This is a genomic window from Rhodanobacteraceae bacterium, from assembly GCA_016713135.1.
In the GTDB taxonomy this organism is placed as follows: domain Bacteria; phylum Pseudomonadota; class Gammaproteobacteria; order Xanthomonadales; family SZUA-5; genus JADKFD01.
This window is the reverse complement of the sequence record JADJPR010000004.1, coordinates 181,741-203,017: the sequence shown is the minus strand read 5'-3', so window position 1 is coordinate 203,017 and position 21,277 is coordinate 181,741. Positions and strand designations below refer to the sequence as shown.

At 66.2% G+C, this 21,277-nt stretch carries 21 protein-coding genes; 11 read left to right on the top strand and 10 right to left on the bottom strand.

Translation table 11 applies throughout. The features are described from left to right. Positions 1-82: 82 nt before the first annotated feature. The 3 genes from ureE to ureG all read left to right on the top strand — a co-directional run bounded on the left by ureE (position 83) and on the right by ureG (position 2,156). A complete protein-coding gene (gene ureE / locus IPK27_06665; protein ID MBK8067304.1) occupies positions 83-649 on the top strand; it encodes an urease accessory protein UreE in 567 nt (188 codons plus the stop codon). Between the two features lie 113 nt (positions 650-762). Further along, positions 763-1,509: an urease accessory protein UreF gene (locus tag IPK27_06660; protein ID MBK8067303.1), complete on the top strand. Its 747-nt coding sequence runs from the start codon at positions 763-765 to the stop codon at positions 1,507-1,509. 8 nt (positions 1,510-1,517) lie between these two features. Then, positions 1,518-2,156, top strand: coding sequence for an urease accessory protein UreG (gene ureG, locus IPK27_06655; protein ID MBK8067302.1), 639 nt, complete (start codon positions 1,518-1,520; stop codon positions 2,154-2,156). Positions 2,157-2,286: 130 nt separating this feature from the next. Here ureG and IPK27_06650 read toward each other — a convergent pair whose 3' ends face one another. Beyond that, a complete protein-coding gene (locus IPK27_06650; protein ID MBK8067301.1) occupies positions 2,287-4,704 on the bottom strand; it encodes an ABC transporter permease in 2,418 nt (805 codons plus the stop codon). A gap of 578 nt (positions 4,705-5,282) precedes the next feature. On the opposite strand from IPK27_06650, the gene IPK27_06645 reads away from it, so the two are divergent. Further along, entirely contained in the window at positions 5,283-5,855 is a 573-nt protein-coding gene (locus IPK27_06645; protein MBK8067300.1) for a hypothetical protein, read from the top strand. Positions 5,856-5,939: 84 nt separating this feature from the next. On the opposite strand, the gene IPK27_06640 is transcribed toward IPK27_06645, so the two are convergent. From IPK27_06640 to IPK27_06630, 3 genes are all read right to left on the bottom strand, one after another. Then, positions 5,940-8,663 carry a serine/threonine protein kinase gene (locus tag IPK27_06640; GenBank protein ID MBK8067299.1) on the bottom strand — a complete coding sequence of 908 codons (2,724 nt, stop codon included), beginning with the start codon at positions 8,661-8,663 and terminating at the stop codon, positions 5,940-5,942. Positions 8,664-8,850: 187 nt separating this feature from the next. Beyond that, complete coding sequence (locus IPK27_06635) at positions 8,851-10,293, bottom strand: tail fiber domain-containing protein (GenBank protein MBK8067298.1); 1,443 nt, start codon at positions 10,291-10,293, stop codon at positions 8,851-8,853. Positions 10,294-10,307: 14 nt separating this feature from the next. Then, positions 10,308-10,586, bottom strand: coding sequence for a hypothetical protein (locus IPK27_06630; GenBank protein ID MBK8067297.1), 279 nt, complete (start codon positions 10,584-10,586; stop codon positions 10,308-10,310). 14 nt (positions 10,587-10,600) lie between these two features. On the opposite strand from IPK27_06630, the gene IPK27_06625 reads away from it, so the two are divergent. Further along, positions 10,601-11,089 (top strand): hypothetical protein, encoded by a 489-nt coding sequence (locus IPK27_06625; protein MBK8067296.1) that lies wholly within the window; start codon positions 10,601-10,603, stop codon positions 11,087-11,089. A gap of 69 nt (positions 11,090-11,158) precedes the next feature. Here the strand turns inward: IPK27_06625 and IPK27_06620 are convergent, their stop codons facing one another. After that, positions 11,159-12,124: a hypothetical protein gene (locus IPK27_06620; GenBank protein MBK8067295.1), complete on the bottom strand. Its 966-nt coding sequence runs from the start codon at positions 12,122-12,124 to the stop codon at positions 11,159-11,161. Positions 12,125-12,459: 335 nt separating this feature from the next. On the opposite strand from IPK27_06620, the gene IPK27_06615 reads away from it, so the two are divergent. Continuing rightward, positions 12,460-12,909 carry a hypothetical protein gene (locus IPK27_06615; protein ID MBK8067294.1) on the top strand — a complete coding sequence of 150 codons (450 nt, stop codon included), beginning with the start codon at positions 12,460-12,462 and terminating at the stop codon, positions 12,907-12,909. A gap of 914 nt (positions 12,910-13,823) precedes the next feature. On the opposite strand, the gene IPK27_06610 is transcribed toward IPK27_06615, so the two are convergent. Further along, complete coding sequence (locus IPK27_06610; protein ID MBK8067293.1) at positions 13,824-14,576, bottom strand: helix-turn-helix transcriptional regulator; 753 nt, start codon at positions 14,574-14,576, stop codon at positions 13,824-13,826. Between the two features lie 128 nt (positions 14,577-14,704). Between IPK27_06610 and IPK27_06605 the strand changes: the two genes are divergently transcribed. The 3 genes from IPK27_06605 to IPK27_06595 are packed head-to-tail and all read left to right on the top strand — an operon-like array spanning position 14,705 to position 17,188. After that, a complete protein-coding gene (locus tag IPK27_06605) occupies positions 14,705-15,421 on the top strand; it encodes a sterol desaturase family protein (protein MBK8067292.1) in 717 nt (238 codons plus the stop codon). Next, positions 15,418-15,921, top strand: coding sequence for a hypothetical protein (locus tag IPK27_06600; GenBank protein ID MBK8067291.1), 504 nt, complete (start codon positions 15,418-15,420; stop codon positions 15,919-15,921). The genes IPK27_06605 and IPK27_06600 overlap by 4 nt, the downstream gene beginning before the upstream one ends. Beyond that, positions 15,914-17,188, top strand: a complete 1,275-nt coding sequence (locus tag IPK27_06595; protein MBK8067290.1) for a DUF393 domain-containing protein — start codon at positions 15,914-15,916, stop codon at positions 17,186-17,188. The genes IPK27_06600 and IPK27_06595 overlap by 8 nt, the downstream gene beginning before the upstream one ends. A gap of 33 nt (positions 17,189-17,221) precedes the next feature. Here IPK27_06595 and IPK27_06590 read toward each other — a convergent pair whose 3' ends face one another. The 3 genes from IPK27_06590 to IPK27_06580 are packed head-to-tail and all read right to left on the bottom strand — an operon-like array spanning position 17,222 to position 18,071. Then, positions 17,222-17,419, bottom strand: a complete 198-nt coding sequence (locus IPK27_06590) for a hypothetical protein (protein MBK8067289.1) — start codon at positions 17,417-17,419, stop codon at positions 17,222-17,224. Beyond that, positions 17,416-17,817, bottom strand: coding sequence for a type II toxin-antitoxin system VapC family toxin (locus IPK27_06585; GenBank protein ID MBK8067288.1), 402 nt, complete (start codon positions 17,815-17,817; stop codon positions 17,416-17,418). Before IPK27_06585 ends, IPK27_06590 begins: the two co-directional genes overlap by 4 nt. Continuing rightward, positions 17,814-18,071: an AbrB/MazE/SpoVT family DNA-binding domain-containing protein gene (locus IPK27_06580; GenBank protein MBK8067287.1), complete on the bottom strand. Its 258-nt coding sequence runs from the start codon at positions 18,069-18,071 to the stop codon at positions 17,814-17,816. Before IPK27_06580 ends, IPK27_06585 begins: the two co-directional genes overlap by 4 nt. A gap of 480 nt (positions 18,072-18,551) precedes the next feature. On the opposite strand from IPK27_06580, the gene IPK27_06575 reads away from it, so the two are divergent. After that, positions 18,552-19,472: a hypothetical protein gene (locus IPK27_06575; protein ID MBK8067286.1), complete on the top strand. Its 921-nt coding sequence runs from the start codon at positions 18,552-18,554 to the stop codon at positions 19,470-19,472. A 116-nt stretch (positions 19,473-19,588) separates the two neighbouring features. Here the strand turns inward: IPK27_06575 and IPK27_06570 are convergent, their stop codons facing one another. Then, positions 19,589-19,936, bottom strand: coding sequence for a hypothetical protein (locus IPK27_06570; protein MBK8067285.1), 348 nt, complete (start codon positions 19,934-19,936; stop codon positions 19,589-19,591). Positions 19,937-20,211: 275 nt separating this feature from the next. Between IPK27_06570 and IPK27_06565 the strand changes: the two genes are divergently transcribed. Further along, a complete protein-coding gene (locus tag IPK27_06565; protein ID MBK8067284.1) occupies positions 20,212-21,243 on the top strand; it encodes a transposase in 1,032 nt (343 codons plus the stop codon). Positions 21,244-21,277 lie beyond the last annotated feature (34 nt).

Genomic DNA, 21,277 nt, shown 5'->3' with positions numbered 1-21,277 from the left:
GGGCGTTTGCTGGAGACCTGAAACAACACGAATTGACCTGCCGCACTTGCCGGCGCTTACTCACTACTCACCACTCACCTCCATGCTCATCCGCACCCGCATCCCCGCCGCCGACTGTCCACCCGACGCACTCGCCGCCCACGCGCTGGAACTCACGGCGGCGCAGCGACGGCGGAGCCGCCAGCGCATCCTGGTAGACGGGTTGGAGCTGGGCATCGCGCTGCCACCGGGGACGACGCTGGAACCGGGCGACCAGTTGGTCGCGGACGACGGCCGGCGCTTCGAGGTCTGCGCCGCGGCGGAGACCGTGGTGCGGATCCGCTCGGACGACGCCACCACGTTGGCGCGTGCCGCGTATCACTTGGGCAACCGGCATGTCGCGGTCGAGGTCGGCGCAGGCTATCTCGCGATCGAACCGGACCCCGTGCTGGAGGCGATGCTGGCGCAGATCGGCGTGCACTGCGAACCCGCCATGCTGCCGTTCCAACCGGAATCCGGCGCCTACGGCGGCGGCCATCGGCATGGTCACGACGCCACCTTCGCCGACGATCACCGCCTCGCGCAGGCACTGTTCGCGCATCACGACCACCCGCATCCGCATCCGCATCCGCATCCGGAAGCGAAAGCGGATCAGGATCGAGCGTCATGACCCGGCGCAGCCTGGGCCGGGTGCCGGCTAATCGGCGCCTTTCCGTGCTGCGGGGCGGCCCGCCTCGAACTCGGGTGTGCGCCCCTGTGGGAGCGGGCTCCGCCCGCGATCTCTTGACGCAATCGGCGACAGATCGCGGGCGGAGCCCGCTCCCACCCAGCGCCGCGGACCTCGATCCAGCCTGCCTCCCCGGCCTGCTGCAACTCGCCTCCGCCGCCCTTCCCATCGGCGCCTTCAGCCATTCGCTCGGTCTGGAAGCCGCGGTGGAATCCGGCGTGGTGCACGATGCCGCCGGCGCCGAGCGCTGGATCGGTGATTACCTCGACCTCTGCTGGGCACGCGGTGACGCACCCTTGTGGCTGCGCGCCCATGCCGCGTGGGAATCGGCGGAACTGGGCGAATTGCATGCGCTCAACGACCGCGTGCTGGCCGTACGCGAGAGCAGCGAGTTGCTGCTCGAATGCACCCAGACCGGCCATTCGCTGCGCCAATGGCTGCTTGCGCTGCCGGCCTTGCCGGCACTGCGCCCGGACCAGTTGCTGGCGCTGGCCGCGCTGCAACCGCTTGCCTACGCCACTGCGCATGCGCTGGCGGCGCGCGCGCTCGGGCTCACGCCGGCCATCGGCCTGCACGCCGCGGGCTGGGGCCTGTTGGAAAACCTCAGCACCGCCGCAGTCAAGCTGGTGCCGCTCGGCCAGACCCAGGGCCAGGCGCTGTTGCGGCGACTGGGGCTGCGGCTGCCGGCAGCGATCGCGCAAGCGATGACGACCGGCGAGGACATCATCACCCACTTCGCGCCGATGCTGGCGATCCGCTCGGCGCAGCACGAAACCCAGTACTCCCGATTGTTCCGTTCCTGAGGATGCCCATGTCGCACTGGAGCCAGCGCCGCACCCGTCCCCTGCCCCCGCTGCGCGTCGGCATCGGCGGCCCGGTGGGTTCGGGCAAGACCACCCTGCTGGAGATGCTGTGCAAAGCGATGCGCGCGCGGCATGACCTGGTCGCCATCACCAACGACATCTACACCAAGGAAGACCAGCGCCTGCTGACGGTCTCCGGCGCCCTGCCGCCAGAGCGGATCCTCGGCGTGGAAACCGGCGGCTGCCCGCACACCGCGATCCGCGAGGATGCCTCGATCAACTTGGAGGCGATCGAACGCATGCTCGAGGTATTCCCCGATGCCGACATCGTGTTCATCGAATCTGGCGGCGACAACCTCGCCGCGACTTTTTCGCCCGAATTGTCCGACCTGACGATCTACGTGATCGACGTGGCCGGCGGCGAGAAAATCCCGCGCAAGGGCGGCCCCGGCATCACCCGCTCGGACCTGCTGGTGATCAACAAGACCGACCTCGCCCCACACGTCGGTGCCAACCTCGAGATCATGCGCAGCGACACCCTGCGCATGCGCGGCGACAAGCCCTTCGTGATGACCGATCTGCGCCGCCAGCAAGGGCTGGACCAGGTGGTGGCGTTCATCGAGCGCGAGGGGCTGGTCGGGGCCTGAGGTCAGCGCCGGGTCCACTTGCGCGCGCTTTAAGCTCGACATGCGACAACGCGACCAAAGAAGCCGGCCGGGTCCTCACGCCCGCATCGTCCGGCCCTGCCGTGCGGCAATGACGCGCGGCGCCCTGCGACTACTGCTGCAGGGCCGCGATTGGCGCGATGGTGGTCGCCCGGATGGCGGGAACCAGCATGGCCAGCAGTGCCGCGACCGATAGCGCCGACAACGCACCCGCAAACGCGCCGACATCCCACGGGCTGATGCCGTAGAGCAGTCCGCTCAGCAGCTGTCCCGCTGCAAGCGCTCCGAGCGATCCGAGCACCAGACCGAGCACGACCAGCTTCAGACCCCGGCCGACGACCATGCGCACAACGTCGACGGCCCGCGCGCCGACCGCGCGACGGACCGCGATTTCCCGGGAGCGTTGCCCGACCAGATGCGCAAGCACGCTGAAAATGCCGACCGCCGCCAGCATGGCAGCGACGCCGGCGAACACGCCGATCAACTGGGCGCGAAAGCGCGGGTGGGCGATCGCACCCGCGAACATCTGCTGCATCGACTCGAATCGCGCCGGCACGTCCGGACCGGCAGCGTGCAGGATGCTGCGCACAACCCCGGTGAGCGAGGCCTCGGGCAGCGAGGTCCGCGCGATGATCGACAGCGACCCACCGACGCCCTGCATCGACGCTGCATACAACACCGCAGGGGGTGGCCGGTCCGGATCCTGCCAGCGGGTGTCGCCGACCACGCCGACGATCTCCATCCACGGCGCGTTGGGACCCGGACGAATGCGCTTGCCCAGCGGAGACTCGCCCGGAAACGTGGTGCGCGCCAAGGTCTCGTTGACGATCACCACCGGCGGTGTCTCCGCCGTGTCCGCGCGCGAGAAGTCCCTCCCGGCGTGCAGCGGAATCTCCAGCGCGTGGAAGTATCCGGGCGTGATCGCGTTGAACTCGGCCTTGGGCCGCGCTCCCGGAAGCTCGTCCGGCATGCCTTCGACCAGGTACTCGCGGGCCGGCCGGCGCTCCCGGCCCATCGGCAGGAAGGCCACACCGGCCGCCGCCGAGATGCCGGGCTCCGCCCGCAGCCGGTCGATCACATCCGCGTAGAAGCCGATGCGCTTGCGCCGGTCCTCGTCGGAATTGGTCGGGTACTGGGTGTAGGCCACCATCACCCGCTCGGTGGCGAAGCCGACATCTACCCGTTGCAGCTCCTGGAAGGATCGCAGCAGCAGGCCGGCCGTCACCAGAAGCACCACGGACAGCGCGACCTGCGCGATCACCTGCCCCGAACGCAGACCCTGGCTGCCCGCCACCGTCGTGCCCTTGCCGCCATCACCCTGCCGCAGCGCGTGCGACAGGTCCAGCCGGGAGGCATGCAGGGCGGGCAGCAAGCCAAAGACCACCAGCGAAACCAGCGACAGGCCATAGGCGAACAGCACCACCGGTGCATCGATGCGCACCTCACTCAGGCGCGGCAGGTCGGCCGGCAGCCAGGCCAGCAATGCCCACAGGAAGGCGGACGCCAGCACCAGGCCCACGGTCGCCGCTAACACCCCGAGCACGCAGCTCTCGGTCAGCAGTTGCAGCACCAGCCGGCCGCGGCTCGCGCCCAGGGCCGCGCGCAAGGCCATCTCACGCGTCCGCCCCGATGCGCGCACCAGCAGCAGGCTGGAGACATTCACGCAGGCGATCAGCAAAACCAGGATCACCGCGCCCATCAGCATCAGCAGCATGTTCTGGACGCCGCCGGTGAGTCGCTCCTGCAACGGCACCAGCGCCACCGACTTGAGCCGGTTTTCCGGGTGCTTCGCAGCCAGGTTTTCGCCAATGGTGCGCATCTGCGCCTGTGCGCTGGCCAACGGCACGCTGGCCTTGAGCTTGCCGACCACCTGGAAGTCGGCCGCGCTGCGCTCGGTACCGGTGCTGCGCCACGCCGCCCACAGGTCGGTGGCATCGGGGTAGCTGAACCCGGGCGCGGCCACGCCGACGATTTGCATCGGCGAGCCATAGACCACGATGGTTTGGCCCACCGCGGCCTGCGCGCTGCCGAAGTGCGCCAGCGCCCAGCCATGGCGCACGACGACCACCGTCGGCGGCGCGTCGTCAGCCGGGGCATCCTGCTCCGTGAGCAGCCGCCCGGCCGCTGGCGACTGGCCGAACACGGCAAAGAAATCCCGCGAGACATACATGTCGTTGGCAAACTCGGCGCGATCGCCGACGACGATGGCGACATCCTTCTCGCCACCGTAGTAGGCCATGGCTTCGAACGCGTCGTTCTGCGCCTGCCAGTCGGCGAAGTCCGGCGTTGACACATCCGGGCTGGCGCGTCCGCTGTTCGCCCAGTAGGTCTCGACCGCAACGATCCGCTCTGCATCCGGATACGCGAGCGGTTGCAGCAAGACTGTGTTGACGATCGAGAACATCGCGGCGTTGGCGCCGATGGCCAGCGCGAGTACGAGCGTGGTGCCGAGCGCGAAGCCCCAGTTCTTCAGCAGGCCGCGAATCGACAGGGTCAGCTCGCGGATCAGCGCCCCCCGAACCGAAGCCATCGTCGCCGCTCGTGCAGTCGTTCGTTGCATGAATCCCTCGGTACTGGTTGGGCTGCCGGCCCGTAGCAATTACCGAGCCATCACGCAGGTCGTTGATTATCCAGCCTTCGACTGAGGCCACACCGAACGCGCGTCGCGATTCTGGACAAGGCCTGTCCACAATCGAAGGCCAGGTACTCGCGACTTCAGTGCCCAAAGCGAGCACGTCGAATCGAGGACACACACCGCCGAATCGAGGACACGCACAAATCCGCAGATTTCGGACGCGCCCGTCGGCAATTTCCGACAGCCCACGCCAATCCGGCCGCGCATGCGCTGCATGTGACGCAAGCCCGCTCAGTACGGGTACCAACCAACGCCCACGGGTGTGCATCCCTGCCGGTCCCGCTGTGTACGCCGCGCTTGGCTCTGCGGGCAAGACCCGGGCTATGCTTTCGGCGCGTGTGCGTGTGTCTATTGCGCGCAATCACAGCAACCGCTGCGGACCGCCGCTCTGCGCATCCGCAGTGCGGCATACCCGTTCCTCGATCCGACCCAGCCAAGCGGCCGGTGCACTGCAAAACGGAGTCATGGCCTCCTTGGATACAACCGACGCGGATCCTGCGATCCCTGCTGACCCACTGCCGGAGCTGCGGTGCACGCGTGGTCTGAGCGCGGCGGATGTGGCCTTGTTCGGCACGATCTATGCCCAGCTCAAACCGCGTGCGCATCAGTTGTTGGCCGGACAGCACGGCGGCACGCTCAATACGACCGGGCTGGTGCATGAGGCCTTCCTCAAGCTGCAGCAGCACGCCGGGAATCTGGAAGGGCAACGCCATCTGTATCGATTGACGGTACTGGCGATGCGGCAGATCTTGCTGGACCGGGTGCGCTTCAAGGATGCGCAGCGCCACGGCGGTGATCTGACGCGGGTGACGCTGACCGGACTGGACCTCAGGGATCCGCAAACGCCCTGCGACATCGTGATGTTTGACGATCTGCTGGATCGATTGCGCGAGGCCGATGCGCGCAAGGCTGAAGTTTTCGAACTGCGAGTGCTGGCTGGACTGGAGCTGAAACAGATCGCCCAGCTGTTGGCGATGACCGACATCACGGTGCGCCGCGACTATCGCGCTGCCTGTGTGCTGGTGCAGCACTGGCTGGCAGCTTGATGGCATCGCGGGGCGATCGTTTCCTGGGGTCGATTCGAATGCCGGCCAGAATACGCGGCGTGTGTCACGTCCATTGCTCCTGAATCAAGCTCCTGTGGCGCCTGAGCGCCAGCGCCTGACGACTGGGTGGTCATCACCGAGCTGTGTGCGCAACGCCTCCCATGCCGTCCGAAGAGCCTCCGGATCAGCGGCATTACCCGCCAGTTTCGCCGTCCACAACACGCTCCATGCGGCATCGATGCCCACCTCCCCAGTCATGGGCGCCGCTGCGGGGTCGGCGGGCGGAGCCAATTGCATCAACTGCACCGCCAGCGCTTCGTGGCCGCCCGCCAACAAGCGTTCGGCAGCACCCAGGCGCAGTCTACGTGCATTGCGCGGGCCTACACCGCCTTGCGCAGCCATGCCCTCCAGTGCGTGCTGCAACTGCTGCACCGTGCGCAAGTCCGGCCGCTCTGCAAGCGCGATGAGTGCCTGGCTGACCGGCAGGATGTGCGCAATCACTGCGGGCGGTGCGGGCCCGATCGCGGCTTCAACGACCGCCAACTGCCGCCGGGCCAGATTCGTGCGACCGGCCCACTGTGCCACATCAATCTTCACCATACGCATGCGCTGACAGTCCAGCGTGTCTGCTCCAACCACTGCGCAGAAGCGTTGCTGTGCCTGTTCCGCCAGTGCCAGTGCTTCATCATCACGACCCAGCAGGGCCAGCGCCTTGGCCATCGAGGATTCCCGGGCTGCGGCACTGGGGATGTTTTCGACACTGGCACCCGTCCGTGCCACGCGCTCGAACACCTGCAGTGCCGCGGCTGGCCGACCCGCCAGCAATTCCAGATTACCCAATACGGTTTCGGCGGTCGCGAACGTGACCATGCCCTGCAATCCGGCCTGCTTCCAGATCGCCAGCCCCTCGCTGGACAGATCATGCGCGGTGTCGACTTCGCCCGCGAACATCGCTGTCTGCGCGGCGTTGATCAGCAGTTGTCCGTATCGCATGGGACTGACCCCGGCCGCATTGCGCACGAGCGAAGCAGCTGCCAACGCTTGCTGGAACGCGGCGGCAGGCTCTCCGCGGGTACGCAGCCACTGCGCACGCACGATCTTCAATTGCGCCTGAGCCAGGTCCTTGCGCGGGCCCAGGCGCTGTGCTGCCTGCTCACCCGCATCGAGTACCTCGTCCACTTCGTCGACTCGGCCGACCCGCAGATAGCTGACGCCGAGCGTTTCTGAAAAATTGACCTGTTCAAGATCGGACAAGGATTCGCGCCGCGGTCCCATGGCCTCCAGCAATTCGATGGCGTGCTTGAAGTCATTGCGCACCAGAAACAGCTCCGCCTGTCCCAGCTCGATCGAACGCCTAGCCGCTGGATCATTGGCGGCCACGCTGGCATTGATGTCACCGGCCATCTCCAGCAAGGCATCCGGTGTCATCGCGGCGCCACCAGACAAGGCCCGGTTGATCACGCTGGCATAGTGTTCCTGCATCAGCTCCAGTCGTTGCGACTGCGCAATGGCCAGATCGCGATCAATCTGCGACTGATGGGCGAAGGCTTCGGCCAGACGGGTCTGCTGCTGCGCGCGACGGGCTTGCAGCACGCTGACCGTGGTCAAGCCCAGCAGCAGGCACAGCCCAAGGACGGCTGCAGCGCTGCCGTATGGATGGCGGCTCAAAAACTTGGAGAGCCGATACGAGCGGCTGTCCGGGCGTGCGCGAATCGGCTGCCCATCCAGGTAGCGACGCAGATCATCGGCCAGCGCTTGCACCGTGGGATAGCGCCGCGGCGGATCGTGGGCAAGGCAGCGCAGCACGATGGTGTCCAGATCACCGCGTAGCGGACGCGCTCGACGTGTCGAGCCACTGTCACGCGCCAGCGCCCGCGAGGGTGCCTCGGCACGCCAGCCGGCGCTGATCTGCGCCATTTGCAGCCCTGCGCCGCTGTGTACGAATGGACGTCGGCCTACCAGCAGCTCGAACAGGATCACACCCAGCGCATACACATCGGTGGCGACACTGATCCCGCCACCCTGCACCTGCTCGGGCGCAGCATAGTTGGGTGTGAACACCCGTGCGCCGGTCTGCGTCTGCGCACCATCCGAACCATCGTCGAGCAGCTTGACGATGCCGAAATCCAGCAGCTTGACCTGGCCGGCCTGGTCCACCAGCAGATTGTCGGGCTTGAGATCGCGATGCACGATCAGCTTCTGGTGGGCAAACTGCACCGCATCGCATACCTGCAACAGCAGACGCAGGCGGGCCGCCAGCCCCAGGTGGCGGTCGCTGGCGTAACGTGTGATCGGCAGGCCGTCCACCAGCTCCAGCGCAAACCAGGGCTGCCCACGCTCATCGACCCCACCGTCCAGCAGCGCTGCGATGTGCGGATGCTTGAGCCCGGCGAGCGTCTGTCGCTCCCGCAGGAAGCGCTCCAGCAGCACCTGTCGACGGGTGTCGTCCCGGGCGTGGGTGTGCAGCAACTTGATCGCCACTTGTTGTGCGTATTGACCATCGACGCGCTGGGCACGCCACACCGCGCCCATCCCGCCACGACCGATTTCGCTCAGCAACTCGAACGGTCCCAGCCGCCGTCCGGCCCAGGCCATGGCGGGTGCCGTCTCGGACTGGCCCAGCGCGAGCACGAAGCCGGGCTCCGCAGCGCTGTCATCAAGGCGGTTCAACAACAGCAGGACTTGCTCATGCAGTTCCGGCTCCGCGGCCTGCAAGGCGGCCAGGCGGGCGTGCCGCTGCGCAGCGGGAAGTTCGGACAGCTCCAGAAACACCGCGGCGGTGCGGGCAGTGCCGAGCGAGTCAGACATGAGGATCCAGCGATCACGGGGGAGCATCCATGATCGCTGAAGGGGAGCTCGGGCTGGGGGTCAGCATGCTGTTCGCACAGCAGACAATCCGCAGGCCGACTGGCCATGGGGAGCTGCGCTGCACGTCCTTGGGAAGCGCGGACCACAGGCCCGCGCACCCAGGCATTGCTGGCCCGCTACGCGCGGTTCATCGCGATTGCAGCTGCTGCAGCGCCACCTCGATCTGGGTCAGCCGATCACGCAACTGCGCGTTTTCTGCTTCCAGTTTGGCATTCAACCCCTGGATGGCCGCCAGGGCCACCCCATCGGCATCCACGGTGGCAATCGCCTTGCCATCACCGGCCAAGCCAAAGGCCGCTTTGAAATCCTCGGCCACGGGTCCGATGTGGGTGCCTTCAGCGGAGGTCTTGTAGGTCCAGGTGGTGATCGGCAGGCCGATCAACTTTTCCAGCATGGCACCCGTATCCACGGCCTGGAAGCCTTCCTTCAGTTCACGGCTGGAGGCATTGGTCCATACGCCGCCGTTGGACAGCAAGGCACCGTTGCTCATGGTAAAGAAGTTGGCCCCGGCGTTGAGATTGAACGTATTCCAGGTGAAGCCGCCGGTGGCATCGTCCAGGTAAAGACGCCCGAACCTGCCCACACGGGTTTGCAGGACCAGATCCGCATCAGGATCGCCATCGGGGCGCGGCGCGAGCAACATGTCATAGCCCGGCTGCCCCCCGGGTGGGGTGACCGAGTTGAACAAGACACCCCCATCATCGTTGACCACCATGCGCCAGGCGTTATTGGCAAAGATGCCGGTCCAGTTGGTGTTGTTGGAACCGCGTCCAACAAAGGACCTGTCCTGAACCTCGTCGCTGAGCCACAGACCTCCACTGGTGTCTGCCGCGCCGACGCCGGCAGCCCCGCTGCGCAAACGGCCGCTGAATTGATAGACCGGCGCCCCCACATTCTGTGTGGCTGTAGAGACGCCATCAAAGAATTCGAAGGCACCACCGTTGTTGGCGAAGATAAGGTTGTTGTTGGAGTCTCGGACATACATCGTGGCAATCTTTCCGGTGCGCGATTCCAGTTGCAAATCGGCATCGTCATCGCCGCCTGTGCGCGCGCCTACCAGCAGATCGGCCGAGCCATTGGTGATCGCCGCGCGCTTGTGGACCGAAACACCATCGGGCGAACTCAGCACCAGGGTCTGGCTATCGGCGTTGCCCAGATAGTTGACCGTCGGATTGCTGCCGGTATCACCCGTGGTGCTCCAGCAAGCGCCGATCAAGGGTGCCAGCGTCACCTTTTCGCGTGAAGAGAGCGGCAGCAGAGTCCCGCTGCTGGCGCCATCACGCACCGCCGCCTGCAGCCACGCACTCTGGTTTTGGGCGGCCTGCGGGGCTTCCAGTTCGAGCTCGAACACACCGTCTCGCACCTGCACATCGTCAAAGGTGATGGGCTCATCGAGCAGCGCACCACCTGCCGGCGCGTTGTACAGCGCAATCTGGATGTCATAGCGGCCATTGGCCGGCTGGCCGGCATCACTGAGCTGGCCTTGATAACGCATGCTGGCGGCACCGGCCGTCTGAGCGAGCGCCATCAACAGGGCGGAACACAACATGGTGCGGGTAGTCGAGGTCATGGCGGGCATCCTGGTCATTCGAAACCGTTCTGGAAAATGTCGTCTGTGGAGCTGCAGCTGGTGCTGCCGTCTCCCTGGTTGCTGGACTTCAGCGAGAAGCGACCTGTGCTGACACGATCAGGGAGGTACAGCCGGGCGCTTGCCGTGACCGCATAACGCCCGCCAGGTGACGCGGCGGGCGCGACCATCAGCGTGCCGTTGAGGGCGAAGCGCGACGTGGCGCCAGGGCCGGGATCCGGTTGCGGTTTGGCCGCCAACAGCGCGGCGGCGGTCAAGCTGAGCAGAATCGACATGCACGTCTCCGTGGGTGGGGCTCAAGAACAAGAGACGAAATTTCCTGCGCGCAGCGCTCATTGCCGGTGGCGGCACTGGCACCGAAGCGAGAACGGTCGAGCCACAGCAAGCACACCGCGCCGACCTGGCTGAACTGGCACCGATGTTGGGAATTCGCGGCCTGTCGGTAACGGCGGTCTCAATCACCGAATCCATCGAACTCGTCGACGCAACCGGCCGCCAATCGCACCCCACCAAGCGCGGATGCGTCACGGGCAAGCCGCCGGCGTTGCTTGCCCGCCTGGGCATGGACTCACCAGTGCACCCACCGCGTGCGCGCGATCAAGCCCGAACAAGGCTCAGGCCGGGCGTTGACTTTGGCCTGACCAAGCCCTTGAAATCACGAAGTAGTCAGTGGACACCTGCGCGTGTGCCTGCGTTCGTCGGTCAGGGAATCGACGGTTGTCCCCGCTTCTTTACAGCCAACCCGCGCAAGGCGTACTGGGGGGCTTCTGCCGCGTGATGGGCAGGGAAGGTGCACTCCTCGACAAAGCAGAGGAAATCGGTCAGCGCTGGCTGCGCGGCCAGGACATCAGGCCACCGACGCGCGGACCTTCGTGTATTGGGCCAGCGGATCGCCGAAATACAGCCATGGCATTCGGGCTACCAGACCCTCGGTCAGCGCGAAGGCGCGATCGCAACGACTCACATCGCGGGCCAGCGCGAAGCACAACGCGAAGGCGTTGGCGCCACTGCGGGTGGCGCTTCGGTCGCGGCCCTCGCCGAAGCGCGCGAATGCCGCTGCGAGTTCCTCGCGCACCGGCTTGCGACGCATGTACTCGCGCCGCTCATCGACATCTTCGCTGTCGATGAGTGCCTCGATGTGGGCCATCGGGACCAGCACCTGCAGCGCGGCGGAACGATCGCAGTGCTCCCGCGCAAAGGCGAACATCGCGGCGTGGCTACCACCCCACTTGGCGCAAAGCGCGGTCTGCATCGCCCGATGCGCACCGACCAGCGTCGGTGCTCGCGCGATGGCGTGATCGAAAGTGGCGCGCGTGTGCTCCTCTTCGGACTGCAGGCCCATGCGTACGCGGATGGCGAGCGCGGCAGGCAGTGCGCTGTCCGGATCGAGTCGCTGCGCCGCCTCGAGGTCGGCATCGGCCTGTTCAAGGCGCCGGAAGAACTCGGCGAAGGCAGCATCGTCGACCTGGTCGGCGCGCCGGCTGCTGCGCGCTTGCCAAGCCCAGTGCGTGCCGTGCTCCCCACGCACCAGGTACGCGAGCGGCGAAGCCGGGCTCCGGCTCACCCACTGGTCGAGCCATTCGGGGCGTCCGTCCCAGTCGCTGCAGGCGTGGATCCAGTGCTCGAGCGTCTGCGCGTCCGGCGCCGTCCCGAGGCGCGCCTCAGCAGCGCGGAAATCGCCAGCCGCCAGCGCCGTGCGTATTTCGCGCGCCACCGGGTCGCCCCAGGCGACATCGATCGTCGGCGTCGGCGTTCGCTTCTTCAGCAGGATTGAAAACAGCCACTCGACCAGTCCCAGCATGGTCCTGTCCATTGCGCGAATGCACGCATCATAGACGCGCGCCGAAATGCACGAACTTGCCACAGATCCTTCGATTTCCGACCGCGCATGTTCCGCGCATGACGCAAGCCCGCTACCTGCTGGTCCGGGTCAACGCCCACGGCGTCTATCACTGCGTATCACGCCATGTCCGCCGCACTTGGCTCTGCGGGCAGGATCCGCTCACAGGCGCGGACCACGGGCCGGCAGTCCGAGGTTGCGGAACTTCGGTCCCGGGGGACAGTCTTCGGTTCAGAGTTCGATCGATTTCGTGATTGCACTCTCCCCCGCCATCACGTCCGACAGGACTCCGCATCAGGGAACCGCCAATGCCCGCACGCAAACTCATCAGCTTTCTCCTGGTGGCCGCATTTGCCATCCGCGCTTCAGTCAATGACGTCGGGGCCGCCCAGAGTTCAGAATCACCCGTGCGCGATGAGGTCACCCAGCAAGCCTCGACACCTGATGAGGCTCGCATCGGGTCAGATCTCAAGAATCACTATCTGTTCGTGGGCAACTTGGCGCTGGGTGCAAGTCCGGGCAGCAACGACCAGATCGACTCACTGGCAATTCGGACCTCTGTCCGCAAGGGCGAAGTCATCGAGTTCAGGGTGACCTCGGTGTACTACGCAGATCTGAACGGCGAGCCGCAGCGCGAGGTGGACTCGATCGTCAGCTATCGGATGGATGGCGACAACTGGGTCCTGCGTAGCGTGCAAGTGGAAGGCACTCGCAACGTCACCCCCAGCAATCCGGGTAACGCGGCCGAGCCCTGTTGAACCCGGTCCAGCGGCTCGATCACTGTCAACAACGAAACGCTGGTCGCCCGATTGCTGCCGGGCGCGGCGTCGATGCACTTGCGAGAGGGTCGCGCGAGGCAGCTCCCTTCGACGCCGCGTCGCGATGGAGCGATCAGGATCTCGCCGCTGGGCGCGAGCGAGTGTCTTGCCACGCAGTTTTCCTGGACCCGTTTCGTGCTCTTTTGTGAGTGTCCCGGTCGCCCCTGACCGGTGCGCTTATTCGCGCATCGAACTGGAGGGCACGAGGCCACGAGGGCACGAGGGCACGCAAGAGCCGGTTCGGTGCGAAGGAGCGCCTTTGCGTGCCCTCGTGCCCTCTTGCCCTCGTGCCCTCCGAATTATCATTGCCAAATCAATGCTTTGCGGCATTTTCGGTGAGAGTTCCGGTCGCCTTTGCCGGTGCGCTTATTCGCGCATCGAACTTCTTCGCGACCCGCGCCACTTTTCTTGTCCGCAAAGGACGCAAAGAACGCAAAGGAAGCGAAAGCGGTTTCCGCTCTTCTTTGCGTCCTTCGCGTCCTTTGCGGACAAAATGCTCTTCAGATCAATGAGTTATCGGATGTTCGGTGAGAGTGCCCAGGCTGCTTTCCCAAGCTCCTTGCCGGTGGTGGCTGCGTCTTTCGCCTTGGCTTCGTCCAGCTTCCGCTTCGCGTGTCGCGCCACCGTCATTTGGCATGAGCCGAGATACCGGGAGCATCCGATGGACCTCTTGCCGATAGCGCTGTTCCTGGCGGCCTTCGTGACGGCACTCCCCGCCGAAGTTGAGGCGGATGACTCGAAGATTGAGACGATCACGGACGGCTATGCCAAGGCGGGGACGTTGGTCATCCTGGGCGATCGCCGCGCAGTGAATCTCCGGTGTAGCGGAGAGGGTGCGCAAGCACGGTGCCACCTCAGAAATACTTGCCGCGCGGCCCCTGGCGCAGGCGCGTGAAACCACTGAACTCCCACGGCCGCAAGGCCAGCAGCAGGCTGACGCCGTGGCGTTCGGCGACCGGCAGCCCGAGGTCCTGCTGCACCAGTTCGTCGAGCTGGCGCGCCAGCGCGCGCATGCCCTCGTGCAGCTTGTACACGGAGGCGCGCGAGAGCATGCCGCCGACGAAGTGCATCTCCTCGCCGGGCTGGTCGAAGCGTGTGGCGAGGAATTCCGGCAGCACCTGGGTCGCGAAGTAGCGCTGCACCGGACCGTCCTTGCGCCAGCCGAAGTTGCGCGCCGTGCGCCGCTTGATGCGGCCGAAGGGCATCAGCTCGATCAGGCCGAGGCGTTCCAGCGCGATCAGGTGGCGGGTCAGTTGCGGTCGCGTGAACTGCCAGGTCTCGAGGATCTCGGCCTCGCCCCAGCCATTGATCACCAGGTAAGCCGTCAGCAGCAGCGCCGGATCGCCGAGCAGCGCACGCTCCTGCGCGGGGTCGAGTTCGGTGACCAGCGGCTGCAGCTCGCGGCTCTGTTCGACCAGGTCCGAGATCTCGACGCCGAGCCAGTCGCACAGCAGCTCGATCCGCTGCAGCGACAGCTCGGCTCGCGAAAACAGCCGCTTGACACTGGCTTCGCTGAGCGCCAGCACCTCCGCGGCCTGCGCGTAGCGGCGACCGCGCTGGCGCAGCAATCGCTTCAGGGCCTGGTGGATCGCGTGGCTTTGTTTCATCGCGCTGGAGCCTGGAAGGTAGCGCATGATGCTACCGGACGGTGCGCGGGCTGCCATCTCGAAATCATTAGTTGAGTTTCGTGCGACCTGCACTCAACGTCGGCGCCAGGTCCTGGAGGAGAATCGAGATGGATACGGCTAGTGCGGTGATCGCGGCCGCTTTCGGCATGTGGGTGCTCGAACAGTGGCGCCCCGGCCAACCCCAGCCGGACTCGCGCCATTGGTGGTCGCGCTTGTTGCTGTTGAACCTCGTGCAACTGGCGGTGGCGCTGCTCGGTGCGCGTACCTGGGACCACGCGCTCGCTGGCGCGCCGAAGCTGCTGCAAGTCGATTACGGCCTGCTGCCCGACGCGCTGCTCGGCTACCTGCTGATCACCTTCGTGTTCTACTGGTGGCATCGTGCGCGCCACCAGTCGCCGTGGCTGTGGCGCACCTTCCACGCGGTGCACCACAGCGCCAGTCGGATCGAAGTCCTGACCAGCTTCTACAAGCATCCGCTGGAGATCCTCGCCAACGGCCTGCTGACCAGCCTGTTGCTGGTGAGCGTGCTCGGGCTGCAGCCGGCGAGCGTCGCGCTGGCACTGACCTTCGCCGGCCTCGCCGAGCTCTTCTACCACTGGAATGTGCGCACGCCGCACTGGCTCGGCTACCTGATCCAGCGGCCGGAAAGCCACCGCCGCCACCACCAGCGCGACTGGCACCGCGACAACTACTCCGACCTGCCGCTGTGGGACTGGTTGTTCGGGACCCTGGACAACCCGCGCGAATCGCCGCGCGAATGCGGCTTCGCCGACGACCGCGAACGCCAGCTCGGCCGCCTGCTGCTGTGGAGGACGCCGCGATGAACCGCAACTGGTATGCCGCCTGCCTGCTGCTGGTCGGCTGTACGCAGATGCTCGCCGACGTCTGCGGCTGGCGGCGTGTGCGGGCACTCGCGGCCACGACTCAGGTCGCGCCGGCGATGAAGGTGTTCACCGCCCATCGTGGCTTCGAGACCTTCGCCAACCGCTTCTTCGTCGCCGGCGCGGATGACGACGGTCGCTGGCACGAGGTCGAGATCGATCCGGCGCGCTACGCCGGCCTGCGCGGCCCCTACAACCGCCGCAACGCCTACGGCGCGGCCTTTGCGTACGGCCCGCTGCTGCGCAGCGATGAGCGCACCCGCGGAATGCACGCCAGCGTGCTGGTGCATGCGCTGTGCGCACCGGGCCTGGCCGCCGCCGAACTGGGGCTGGGCGCGCACCAGCGCTGGCGCATCCGCGTGCAGCCGCGTGCGGACGCGCCGGCGCGCCTGCCGCTGGTGCAGACGCTGGATTGTGCAAGCCGGGAGGTTGTCGATGAATGAGCGTGCCAGCGACTGGACCCGTGGCCACTACGCGATCTACCGTGCCTTGCTCGGTGCCTTCCTGGTGGTGCACTTCGCCAGCCTGCTGCCGTGGGCGGCAGAACTGTTCTCGGCGCAAGGCATGCTCGGCGATGCGCAGCGCTCACCGCTGTTCGGCCTGCTCCCGAGTCCTTTCTGGCTGGACGACAGTCCCTGGATGGCGACGCTGCTGCTGCTGTCAGGCGTCGCCTGCGGCGTCGCCATCGCCTGCGGCCGCCTTGACCGTACCGCCGCGGTGGTGTGCGCGCTGCTGCTGGCGTGGCTGCACGCGCGCAACCCGCTGATCGCCAACCCCAGCCTGCCGCTGCTCGGTTGGATGCTGCTGCTGCACGCCGGCGTGCCGCGCGCAGCCGGTGACGACATCGGCTGGCGGCTGCCGCGTTCGCTGAGGCTGGCGCACCTGGCGATGCTCGCGCTGTGCTACAGCTACAGCGGCTGGACCAAGTTGCAATCGCCGGCCTGGGTGGCTGGCGACGCGGTCGCGATGGTCCTGCAGAACCCGCTCGCGCGCGATCACCTGTTGCGCACGCTTCTGCTGGACTGGCCCGGCCTGCTGCACGCGATCACGCTTGCGATCCTGTGGGTGGAACTGCTGTACGCGCCGCTCTACCTGTGGCCGCGGCTGCGCGCCATGCTGTGGTCGACCATGCTGCTGGCGCAGTGCGGCTTCCTGCTGCTGCTCGATTTCGCCGACCTGACGATCCCGATGCTGCTGGCGCACCTGCTCGCCTTCGACCCGCGCTGGGTGCAGCGCTGGGCCAGGCCGCAAGCGCTGACCGTGCTTTACGACGGCGCCTGCGCCTTTTGCCACGGCTGCGTGCGCATCGCGGCAACGGAGGGCGCGCAGCCGCTGCGGGTCGCCGCGCTGCAGTCGGACTACGCGCGCCAACACGGCTTCGACGTGGCGGGCGAGAGCGTGATCGTCATCGACGCGAATGGCCAGGTGCACCGGCGCGCCGCGGCGGTCGCCGCCGTGCTGCGCCACTGCAGCGGCCTGTACGTGCTCGCCGGCCTGCTGCTCGGCGCGTTGCCGCGGGGGCTCGCCGATGCCGGCTACGATGTCGTCGGCCGGCTGCGCCTGCGCCTGGCCGGGCGCAGCGACTGTCCCTGGATCGGCGGTGCGGCGGCGGCGCGCGTGCAGCAACTCGATCGCGATGACGCCAATCCGCCGAACATGCCCGCAGCCGAAGGCGCAAATCGCGCTGCAACTGCCTTGACCACCTACTGATATCGGGATCCTTCGGGCGCCGGCCGGGCTCGCTCAGTCCTCCACGCAACAGACGAGGTTGTTCCCATCGAAGGCGAGCATCGTCGAACCCCACGGCGCGGCGACCTCCCAAGCGGTTGCCCATTGCGGCTGCAGGTTGGCGCGGGTGCCGTTGTGCGCGGCGCTCGACGATGTCCAGGAATTGCAGTCGCCATTGCCCGCCACAGCATTCGTGCAAGGATCCGTGCTCACGGCGTTGTCCAGTCCTCGATCTGCAGATCCGGTACGTGGCCGAAAGCCCGGTCGCTGGTCACGAGCACTGCGCCCGTTTCCAGTGCGTGTGCGGCAATCAAACGGTCGAGCGGTGCGAGGTTCCTTCCTGCGATCTCCATCCTCGCCCGGAGCGCGCCATAGGCCTCGGCGATCGCACCGTCCCAAGGCAACACGTCGACCCGAAGCAAGAACTCATCGACCGCGATCTTGAGGCGGGTTGCCTCCGGGCGCCGAGCCAAACCGATCGCCAGCTCTCCCGCCGTTATCGCGCTCACGCACAGGCTGGACATCGAATGATCTTGCACCCGTTCCACCAGCGTCGATTGCCTTCGGATGAGGAGGCTGACGATGTTGGAGTCGAGCATGTAGCGCTTCACGCCGGAACATCCGCGAACGGATCGCGATCTCCGGCGTCGCCCTGATCACGATCGGACAGGAAGTCAGACGGAACCTCGACCCCATCGAGCGCCGCAAGGAAGCCCTTCCAGTCCGGTGGCTTGCGAGAAAGGATGATGTCTCCCGTCTGCTCGTCCTGGCGGATGAAAACCTCCTTGGTATCGAAACGAAAGGCCGCCGGCAGCCGTACCGCCTGACTGCGGCCGTTCGTGAACACCTTCGCGGTCTGGTTCATCGTGGCCTCCATGGTCGTGATGGATACCATGGTATACGGCAGGTAGTGGAGCCGCATGGAGCGCCTCGACCCAACCAGCGAGCTAGCGTGGTGTTCCGCAATTACCTTGAATTATTTCCGCGCCTTTTGCGCCGATGCGGCGTTGCTCGTCGTCGCCATAGCCCTGCTATGACTCCTCCTCTCGCCTTGCCTCGCCGCAAAATTCATCGGAAATTTCTTCAACCTAATTGCGGAACACCACACTAGTCCGGTCGCTCGACGAGTTACGGATTGTCCTCGATTGCTTGTCGGCGGAGTCGATGGGCGATGGGTGTCCTCGCTCCGGTCTGGGTGTCCTCGCTCCGCTTCGGTGTGATGGGTGCCCTCGCTCTGCTCATTCTGTGAGACGGTGCTCTTCTCACTCGGGTCGGTCGCTGCCAACGCCTGCGTGCAACCTGCGCCCCTCTTGCTTGCTCACGGCGGACGCGAAAACATCGCGGCATGGCCGCTCGCACGAAAATCCTGATCGCCGTGGGAACGATCCTGGCACTGACCGCTGCCGGCGTCGGGATCTACCTGCAGCAGGCGCAGGAAGCCGCGCGCGCGCAGGCGCACTACGAAGAGTTGCGCAACCGGCGCGAATATCGTGCCGAGACGGTCGCCTGCAGCATCCGCTTTCCCAACGGCAACGTTTCCCGCGTAACCGCCTACGACGAGAGCTTTCGCTGGCGCGGCTATCGCGTCGAGCTGGCCGGAAGTTCTGACGATTCCGAAGGCGAGCAATGGGCCGAGTTCTATGCGCTCGACGATGCCGCCGCGGCGCAGGCCTTGATCGACGGCTTCGCCGCCGACCTGACCCATCTGCTGATTCGCCAACGCCTATGGCAGCACTACTTCCAGGGCGGATTTCTCGACGACGTCGACCAACTCGCGGACAAGCATCGCGTGCTCGCGGCGGGCGACGAGAGCGGCTGGCGCATCAGGATGAGCGTCATCGAGAACGCGGCCCTGCCCGCACAGGTGGTCGCCCCGCCGTCCATGGCTATGCTGCACCTGCCCCATCTACCCGACATTCTCGAGCGCATGCGAGAAGCGCGTTGGAGCGACTGGCGTGCCCTCGATCTCGACGATCCCGAGCGCCAGGCCGATCGCGACGCCTACCGCGCCGCCGAACGCAGCGCGCTGCAACCCTGGCGCGACAACAAGGCAGAGCTGCAACGCCAGAAAGAGCGCTTCGCCCGCGCCCACCGACAGTTTTACCTCGTCGAAGCCGCCCGCGACCTCGGCGGCGGCCATGTCCTCATCATCCGTCGCTTCGGCTCATTGATCGGCTCCGCCACCCTCGAAGGCGCCGCGCAGAAGATCGCCGGAATGGCTAACAGCCTGACGTGTCTGAGCGCAGAGGCGGACGCGCCTTTGTAGAATGTGCTGAGGCGAAGGCGAACGGCATCAAGGCCGCGCCTTTGCAGGATGCGGCGAGCTCCGCGAACCCACGTGCTGCGTGCCGTTAGCGTCGAGTGAGCAATGCTGGCTAGACGTTATTCGGATTCCTCATCCGCGGCGTCGTCTTCGACCTCTTCCTCTTCCGCCACTGCCTCCGCCTCATCAGTCGGTGCCTCTGGCTCAGCTACGGCTACTTCGGGCGCAGGCGCCGCCGATTGAGCACCCGCTTCCTGTGCGTCGCCCTTCGCGTGGTCGCGAATTTCCCCGAATTGGTCGTCGAGAGCTGTTTTTTCTATCCAAAAGTCAAGTCTGAGGTTGTCCTTGTATTCGGTTTCTGCCTCTTTGGTCGAGGCAGGGGAGGCTTTGGCGGAATCCACCGACGAGGCTGCGAGCGCCAGCGCGACGCCTGCCGTGAACAGGAAGCGGACCAGTGGGTCGTTCATTGGCGCACCTCTCATGCCAAACCGGGATGATGAAAGGGTAGCACGCGGCTGCGGATCGGAAACGCGGAAACGAGGACACCAACGCGGAAACGAGGACACCCGCGGAAACGAGGACACCCGACGATTCGACACGCAGCCGGAAACGAGGACACCCGACGATTCGACACGCAGCGGGAGACACTGCTGCTGGTCGCAGGCGCACGAAGCGAGGACAGGCACAAATCATCGCTTTCTGACACCGCCGTCGGAGTCTTCTGACAGCCGGTGCCAACCGATTGCGCCATGCTGCTCCCATGACGCAAGCCCGCTCCCTCCTGGTCCCCGCCAACGCCCACGGCATCTATCACTGCGTGTCCCGCTGTGTACGCCGCGCCTGGCTCTGCGGGCAGGATCCATTGACGGGCACCGATCACGAGCATCGCCGGCAGTGGGTTGAAGATCGCCTGGCGCAGTTGGCGGAGCTGTATGCCGTCTCGATCTGGGCCTACGCGGTGATGAGCAATCACCTGCATATCGTGATCGAGATGCATGCCGACGTCGCGCGGTACTGGGATCCGGACGAGGTCGCCGCCCGATGGCTGGGGCTGTATCCGCCGGAGGATGGTCAGTACGAAGCAGCGAAGGCGCAGATCGTCGCGAACGATGCCCGGCTGGCTGTGCTGCGCGCGCGGTTCTGCAGTCTCTCGTGGTTCATGAAATCGCTCAGTGAGCCCATCGCCCGCCGCGCGAACGTCGAGGACCACTGCAAGGGCCGGTTCTGGGAAGGACGCTTCCGATCCCAGGTCCTGCTCGACGAGACCGCAGTGCTGTCGGCCATGGCCTATGTGGACCTGAACCCCATCCGCGCCGGCATGACCTCGCAACTGGAGGGCTCGGTACACACGAGCATCCTGAAACGTATCCGAGCCATCGAGTCGGAACCGCGTGGCGAGACGTTGTCCTGCACGACCGGTGGCAACCGTCGCGCCACAACCAGCGAACCGCGCCGACCTCAACTGGCGCCGGTGCTGGGCATTCGCGGCCTGCCGGTGACGGCGCTCTCAACCACCGAGTACATCGAACTGGTCGACATGACCGGCCGCCAATGGCACCCCAGCAAGCGCGGGCGGATCACGGGGAAGCCGCCGGCCGTCCTCGGCCGCCTGGGAATGGACTCAAACGAGTGGACCCACCGCGTGCGCGCGGTCAAGCCCAAGCAAGGCTTCTGTCGCGTTATCGGCAGCGAAAGTGCGCTCCTCGACAAGGCAGCGGAAATCGGCCAGCGCTGGCTGCGCGGCCTGGGCGTGGCTCGTTCGCTCTCCAACTGAGCGCGACAGACCATCCTTTCCGGCGCCGCGGGCG